This window comes from Streptomyces sp. NPDC057654 (genome assembly GCF_042800135.1).
GTDB lineage: Bacteria > Actinomycetota > Actinomycetes > Streptomycetales > Streptomycetaceae > Streptomyces.
Window position 1 is genome coordinate 1 of record NZ_JBHVHQ010001284.1, and the last position, 1,690, is coordinate 1,690.

The 1,690-nt window shown below is 71.4% G+C and carries 2 protein-coding genes and 1 pseudogene; 1 reads left to right on the top strand and 2 read right to left on the bottom strand.

What is annotated here, in order from left to right; translation table 11 throughout:
- The coding region (locus ACFU99_RS42875; protein WP_384403995.1) for a hypothetical protein at positions 1–406 on the top strand (406 nt) is incomplete at its 5' end.
- 68 nt (positions 407–474) lie between these two features.
- Here ACFU99_RS42875 and ACFU99_RS42880 read toward each other — a convergent pair.
- On the bottom strand, positions 475–1,005 hold the full coding sequence (locus ACFU99_RS42880; RefSeq protein ID WP_384403998.1) for an NUDIX hydrolase: 531 nt from the start codon (positions 1,003–1,005) through the stop codon (positions 475–477).
- Positions 1,006–1,051: 46 nt separating this feature from the next.
- Positions 1,052–1,690 (bottom strand): annotated as a pseudogene (locus ACFU99_RS42885) (transcriptional regulator); the annotation flags it as partial.

Here is a 1,690-nt window from a genome sequence, read left to right on the forward strand (position 1 = left end):
CCTTGTTCACACGGGGCGCGCGCCGCTGACCCGCGACTGCGCTCCGCACACGCTCCCGCCCCGCCTGGCCGCGCGGTTGACTCGGTTCGCCGGCATCACCACGTCCGCCGGCCATCCCGTGGATGATCTCCCGGAAGGGGAACGGACCGTGACCACCGATCCCGAGCAGGCCGTCGTCTCGGCTGAGCTCGCGGAAATCCGTCGAGACCTCGAAGTGGGCATCGCCCGCATCGATGGACAACTGGCGCTCCTCGCCCTGCGCGGCGACCAGAGCGAGCAGGATCTGAGCACAGTGAACGTGCACGTACGCGCGTTGGAGCACGGCCGTTGGCCGCTGCCGTCGCTGGCCGCGCTCACCGGCCTGGCCGCCCTGGCGATCGCCATGTGGCAAGCGCTCGGCCGATGAGCGCGGGGTGCGCCTCACAGGGGTGGGGCGCGGTGCACGCCGGTTCGCTCCGGCGCGCCGGGTGCCTTTCAGCCGAGCCGTATATGGTGCAGCAGCAGAAGAGCGGCCGCCATATTGGCGGCCGGGACCTCACCACGCGCGATCAGATCGGGTACCACTTTGAGCGGCACCCACTCGCGCCGGTCCGATTCGAAGCCGTCCTCGGGCGCCCCGGTGTAGACGGCCTCCGGTGTCCAGTAGATGTGGTGCCGGGCGTCGGTGAGGCCGTTGGACGGCTCCACCGTCATGAGGTGCCGCAGCGCGCCCGGTCGCCACCCGGTCTCCTCCTCCATCTCGCGCGCCGCCGCGGACTCGATGGCCTCGCCGTCCTCGACGACTCCGGCGGCCAGCTCCCAGCCCCAGATGTCGGTGATGAAGCGGTGCCGCCACAGCAGGAGGACTTCGTTGGCCTCGTTGACGACCGTGGCGGCGGCGACGGGCCGCAGGCGGATCAGATAGTGGTCGAGGTGAGCGCCGTCGGGGAGTTCGACGTCTGCGAGGTTGACCCGGAACCACCGGTTCTCGTACACGGTTCGCTCCCTGAGATTCTTCCAACGCACGTGTGTGCCACCTTCCGTTCAGGTGGCCACCAGCCCGGCATGGCCCTCACAGGGGCACGCGCAGCGCCCCGTCGATCATTTCGGCGGCCTCGGTCGTCGCCGCGCACCCGCTCTCGATCAGGTGCTCGCGCACCGCCCTCAGCCGGTCCCTCAGCCGTTGTGATTCCATTCCGCGTGCCTGCTCGGTCATCTCCCTGGCGGTGGCCACCGCCTTGTCCGCGTCTCCTTGACGCAGTTCGATGTGCGTGAGCATGGCGAGCCGGTGCACACGGCCCCGGTCGTGGGCCGGGGAGTCGACCGCCTGGTCCGCGTGGACCCGGGCGGGTTCGAGGTCGCCGAGGCTGAGGAGCGCCTCGGCCACCTGCACATTGACCAGGCCGGGCTGTACGTACCCGGTCTCGACGGGCTCCTGGCCGGGGCGGATCCGCTCGGCGGCGGCCTCGGCGCGCCGGATGCAGGCGAGCGCCCCGGCTCCGTCGCCGAGCCGGGCGTACGCCTTGGCCTGCATCGCGTACAGGTCGGCGGCGAGCGCCGGGGTGATATGCGCCCCGACGGCCCGCAGCGCCGACTCCGCGAAGGCCACCCCTTGCCGGTACTCACGCAGGAACAGAGCCTGATTGACGAGCAGGGCGACGACGTACGCGCCGAGCCCGCGGTCCCCGCTGGCCTTGGCGAGCCGCAGCGC